Annotated in this window: 2 protein-coding genes; both read left to right on the top strand. The window is 69.6% G+C overall.

The features are described from left to right. Positions 1 to 186 (top strand): phosphopantetheine-binding protein (locus ACFXC1_RS51190; protein ID WP_381257371.1); only part of this gene is annotated, 186 nt, incomplete at its 5' end. After that, positions 183 to 1,852 (top strand): condensation domain-containing protein (locus ACFXC1_RS51185; protein ID WP_381257369.1); only part of this gene is annotated, 1,670 nt, incomplete at its 3' end. The genes ACFXC1_RS51190 and ACFXC1_RS51185, both read left to right, overlap by 4 nt.

The following is a 1,852-nucleotide window of genomic DNA, read 5'->3' as shown; positions in this document are numbered from 1 at the left end:
CTCGCCACCCGCATCATCTCCCGACTCCGCACAGCACTCTCCCCCGACATCCCCCTCGCACTCATCTTCGACAACCCCACCATCCACACCATGGCGACCGCTCTGGAGAACCTGCTGCTGGACGCGGTCGGCGACCCGGAGACGGATCCGGCCGAGGCCGCGACCGCCGAGAGGACCCGCTCATGACCACGGCCCGGATTCCCCAGGTGGGTCCCCCTGCCGACCCGCAGGAAGCGCGGCGCGCGCAGGTCAGGGCGCTGCTCCAACGGGCCGGCGCGGTGCAGCGGGCCGAAGCGGCGAGGACAGTGATCCCGGTGGCCGATCCGGACGTGCGCGTGGCGTCGTACTCTCAGGAGCGGATGTGGTTCCTGGAGCAGATGATGCCGGGCTACAACACGTCCACCGTGATCAGGGTCCGGGGCGCTCTGGACGTCGATGTGCTGGCCCGGAGCTTCACCGTGGTCGCCGGGCGGCACGAGGTGCTGCGGACGGTCTTCGACGAGCGGGACGGTGCCCCGGTCCCCCGGGTGCTGCCAGCCTCGCCGGTATCCGTTCTGGTGCATGACGCGGCCGGGGACAGCGTCGGTGAACGGCACACAGCAGGCGTCGAGTTCGCGCGTGAGCTGATGCGCGAGCCGCTCTCGCTGGCCGTCGGTCCGGTCTTCCGGGTCGCTGTGGTGCGGTTGGCGGAGGACGACGCACTGCTCGTGCTGGTGATCCATCACATCGCGATCGACGGCACATCGATGCGGGTGCTGTGGTCGGAGTTGTCCCGGGCCTACGAGGCTCTGGCGGCCGGCCGGGAGCCGGAACTGCCGCCGCTGCCACTCCAGTACGGGGACTACGCGGCGTGGAGCCGGGTCCATCAGACACCGGAGCGGCTGCGGCACCAACTGGACCACTGGCGGGAGCGGTTGGCGGGAGCGAGCGCCGACGAACTGCCCACGGACCGGCCCCGGCCGGCCGTACGGACCGGGAACGGCGCGCAGTTCTCCTTCACCGTCGACGGCGAGTTGGGGGCAGCCGTCAACCGCTTCTCGCGGGAGCACAACGCGACCGCGTTCATGACGTTGACCGCCGCATTCAGCGTGGTTCTCGCCCGGCACTGCGCAACCCGGGAAGTCACCCTGGGCACACCGATCGCCGGCCGGGTGCGACCCGAACTCGACGAGCTGATCGGTTACTTCGTCAACACCCTTTTGATTCGCACCGAGTTGGCCGACGACCCGTCGTTCGAGGCGCTGCTGGCCCGGACCCGGGCGAACACCATCGCCTCCTACGAACATCAGGAGCTCCCGTTCGAGGCACTGCTGGAGGAGCTCCAGCCGGAGCGGGACCCCAGCCGCAATCCGCTGTTCCAGGTGCTGTTCTCCCTGGGCGACGAAGAGACGGACGACCTGGTGCTGCCCGGTCTGGCGACCGAGCGGGTGGAACTGATCGACGGCAAGTCGCGGTTCGACCTCACGGTGGCCCTCACCCAGGCCGGTGACACGTTCACCGGCGTCACGTACTACGAGTCCGACCTCTTCGAACCCGCGACGATCAGCCGACTGATGCGGCACTTCGTCACCTTCCTCCGCAACGCGCTGGCCGCTCCCGCCCGGCCCGTCTCCCGTGTCGACATGGTCGACGAGGCCGAACGCGACCGACTCCTGGCAGCCGGGCTGGGTGAGCCGGTGGTGTTCCCGGAGGGTCTGCTGAGCGACCTGGTGGACGACGTCGCCGTGGCGAACCCGGATGCCACAGCGGTCACCGACTCCGAAACCACCCTGTCCTACGGGGAGTTGACCGGCCGCGCCAACCACCTGGCAACACGGCTGCAGGCTGCCGGGGTCGGTGCGGATACCCCGGT

This window comes from Streptomyces hokutonensis, assembly GCF_042751305.1.
GTDB lineage: Bacteria > Actinomycetota > Actinomycetes > Streptomycetales > Streptomycetaceae > Streptomyces > Streptomyces hokutonensis_A.
This window is presented reverse-complemented; position numbering and strand designations above follow the sequence as displayed.